Genomic DNA, 3,496 nt, shown 5'->3' with positions numbered 1-3,496 from the left:
CCGCATTCGTCCCCGACGAGGACCAGGGGTACTTCATCGTCGCCGTCCAGGCGCCGGCGGGGGCGTCGCTCGACTACACCGGCGGCATTGCGTCGCGGGTCTCGGCGACGCTCATGCGCGAGCCGGAGATCCAGGGCGTGTTCGCCGTCGCCGGCTTCTCGTTCTCCGGGACCGCGCCGAACAAGGCGATCCTGTTCGCGCCGTTGAAGCCGCTCTCGGCCCGGAAGGGCTCGCGCCACTCGGCGGAGTCGGTGATCGCCCGGCTGCGCGGTCCGCTCATGGGGATCCCGGGCGCGATCGTCGTGCCGTTCCTGCCGCCTCCGATCCCCGGCGTCGGCCGATTCGGCGGATTCCAGTTCGAGGTTCAGGACCAGTCCGGAGGGTCGGTCGAGAAGCTCGCGGCCGCCACGCAGGACCTCGTCTCCCGCGGCAACCGCGACCCGGCGCTCCGGGGACTCTTCACGGACTTCACCTCGAGCGACCCGCAGCTCGTCGTGACGATCGACCGCGAGAAAGCGAAGGTCGCCGGAGTTGAGCTCTCCCAGATCACGAGCGCGCTTCAGGTGTACATGGGGTCCGTCTACGTCAACGACTTCGACTTCAACAACCGCGCCTATCGGGTGACCGTCCAGGCCGACCGCCGCTTCCGCAGCCAGCCGCGCGACATCCGCGCGTACGAGGTGCGTTCCGCGTCCGGCAAGATGATCCCGCTCGAGAGCCTGATCACGATGAAGGAGAGCACCGCGCCCCAGGTGATCAGCCACTTCGACCTGTTTCGCTCCGCCGAGATCAACGGCTCGCCGGCGCCGGGCTACAGCTCCGGACAGGCGCTCGCGGAGATGGAGGCGCTCGCGCGCCGCGTGCTTCCCGCGGGGATCGGTTACGCGTGGTCGGGACTCTCGCTCGAGGAGCTCGAGTCGGGCGGGAAATCGTTGATCCTCTTCGGCCTCGGGATCCTTTTCGTCTACCTCACCCTCGCCGCGCAGTACGAGAGCTTCATGCTGCCCTTCATCATCCTGCTCGCGGTGCCGCTCGCGATCCTCGGCGCGCTCCTGGCGCAGGCCGTGCGCGGGCTGCAGAACGACGTGTACTGCCAGATCGGTCTCGTGATGCTGATCGGGCTCGCCTCGAAGAACGCGATTCTGATCGTCGAGTTCGCCGAGCAGCTCCGCGCCAAAGGGATGACGATCGCCGAGGCGGCGATCGAGGCGGCGCGGATCCGCCTCCGGCCGATCCTGATGACGTCCTTCGCGTTCATCCTCGGCGTCCTTCCTCTCGTCTTCGCGACGGGCGCCGGCCGCGCGAGCCGCCACTCGATCGGGACGACCGTCTTCGGCGGCATGATCTTCGCGACGACGTTGAACCTCCTGTTCATCCCGATCCTGTACGTCATGGTGGAGACGTTCCGGGAGCGAAAGCGCAAACCGGTCCCGGCCTCTCCACCGGTCCCGTCCCCGTCCGCGCCTCCCGCGGGGGCCTGAGGATCGGGCCTCCGGCGAGCTACACTGGGCGAGCGATGACGGATCGCATCTCGCTCGTCGTCGGCGACATCACCGCGCTCGACGTTGAGGCCGTCGTCAACGCCGCCAACTCCGCGCTGCAGCTCGGTTCCGGCGTCGCCGGCGCGATCCGCGCCCGCGGGGGCCCCTCCATCCAGCGCGAGTGCGACGCGATCGGCCATTGCCCCGTCGGCGACGCGGTCGCAACCGGCGCCGGGGACCTGCCGGCGCGCTGGGTGATCCATGCCGTCGGTCCGCACGGGACCGATAACGACGCGGAAGCGCTCCTCGGGTCGGCGTGCCGCGCGGCGCTCGGACGCGCGCGGGAAATCGGCGCGCATTCGGTCGCGGTCCCCGCCCTGTCCACGGGAGTGTTCGGTTTCCCGATGGAGCGCGCCGCCGCGATCCTCGTCGACGCCGCCCGTTCGTTCGCCGCCGAGCACCCCGAACCGGAGCGGATTCTCTTCTGCCTTCGCGACCGCGAGGCGCACGACGCGTTCGCGCGGGAGCTCGGGAGAACCGGGAAGGGGATCGGGAGGCGCGATCGGCGCGCGTGAGCGCCGCTACAGGACGAAGCGCCGATCCGAAGCGAGCCAGCCTTCGAACTCGTCCGCCGGCACCGCCGCGCTGAAGAGGAACCCCTGGAGCTCGTCGCACAGGTGCTCGCGGAGGAAGGCCGCCTGCTGCGACGTCTCGACGCCTTCGGCGACCACGCGCAGGCGCAGCTCGTGGGCGAGCGCGATCGACGCGCGGACGATCGAGGCGTCGTTCGGGTCCGTCGCGACGCCCTGGACGAAGGAACGGTCGATCTTGAGCGTGTCGACCGGGAGCATCTTCAGGTACGAGAGCGACGAATATCCCGTCCCGAAGTCGTCCATCGTGATCCCGACGCCGAGCCGCTGCAGGTCGGCGAGCGCCGACAGCGTCACGTCGAGGTTCTGCATGGCGACGCTTTCCGTGATCTCGAGCCCGAGATGGCGCGGCGCGAGCCCGCTGTCGGCGAGCGCGCTCCGGACGGTGTCGACGATGTCGAGACGCTGGAGCTGACGGACCGAGAGGTTCACCGAGACGCAGAGCTCGCGGCCGCCGCGGTTCCATTGCGCCGCCCGCCGGCACGACTCGCGCAGGACGTCGGTGCCGAGCGGGACGATCAAGCCGCTGTCCTCGGCGAGCGGAATGAACTCGCCGGGCAGCACGAGCCCGTTGTCCGGGCGGTCCCACCGCACGAGCGCTTCGGCGCCGGTGATCTCGCCGGTCGAAACGCGGACCACGGGCTGGAAGAACACCCGGAATTCCTTCGCCACGATCGCGCGGTGCAGCCGGTTCCCGAGGTCGAGCCGTTCGAGATCGGCCTGGCCGCGGATTCCGGAGTGGAACCGGAAGCTGTCGCGCCCCTGCTGCTTGGCCGCGTACATCGCGGCGTCCGCGCTCTTGATGAGCGCGTCGGCGTTGCCGCCGTCCTCCGGGTACACGCCGATGCCGATCGACACCGTCACGTACAGCTCGCGCTCCGCGATCGCGAAAGGCTCGCGGAAGACCTCCTGGATCTTCCGTGCCACGGTCCCCGCGTTCTCCGGGTGCTCGATGCGCGAGAGGACGATGATGAACTCGTCGCCCCCGATCCGGGCGAGCGTGTCGGACCCGCGGATGATGGCCGAGAGGCGGTCGGCGATCTTCTGGAGGAGGATGTCGCCCACCTTGTGTCCGAGGCTGTCGTTGACGAGCTTGAAGCGGTCGACGTCGATGAAGAGGACCGCCAGGGCCCCCCGGTCGCGGCGCGCGTGGGCGAGCGAGACCGTGAGCCGGTCCTCGAGGCGCACCCGGTTGGCGAGGCCGGTGAGCGCGTCCTCGTAGGCGAGCCGCTCGATCTTCCGCTCGGCCTTTCGGCTCTCCGTGACGTCGCGGTTGATCGTGAGGATCGCCGGCCGGCCGTCGTAGTCGACGAGCGAGGCGTTGACGAGGAACTCGATCTCGGTGCCGTCCCGCGCGAAATGCGT

At 69.7% G+C, this 3,496-nt stretch carries 3 protein-coding genes; 2 read left to right on the top strand and 1 reads right to left on the bottom strand.

The window, feature by feature from the left end; all coding sequences use genetic code 11:
* A partial coding sequence (locus VKH46_01490; GenBank protein ID HKB69485.1) for an efflux RND transporter permease subunit occupies positions 1-1,481 on the top strand: 1,481 nt, incomplete at its 5' end.
* Positions 1,482-1,516: 35 nt separating this feature from the next.
* Positions 1,517-2,056 carry a macro domain-containing protein gene (locus tag VKH46_01485; protein HKB69484.1) on the top strand — a complete coding sequence of 180 codons (540 nt, stop codon included), beginning with the start codon at positions 1,517-1,519 and terminating at the stop codon, positions 2,054-2,056.
* A 6-nt stretch (positions 2,057-2,062) separates the two neighbouring features.
* Here VKH46_01485 and VKH46_01480 read toward each other — a convergent pair.
* Positions 2,063-3,496, bottom strand: a 1,434-nt coding sequence (locus tag VKH46_01480) for an EAL domain-containing protein (GenBank protein HKB69483.1), incomplete at its 5' end; no start/stop codon positions are given.

Source organism: Thermoanaerobaculia bacterium (genome assembly GCA_035260525.1).
GTDB lineage: Bacteria > Acidobacteriota > Thermoanaerobaculia > UBA5066 > DATFVB01 > DATFVB01.
The sequence above is the reverse complement of the archived record's forward strand: the minus strand, read 5'-3'. Positions and strand labels throughout refer to the sequence as shown.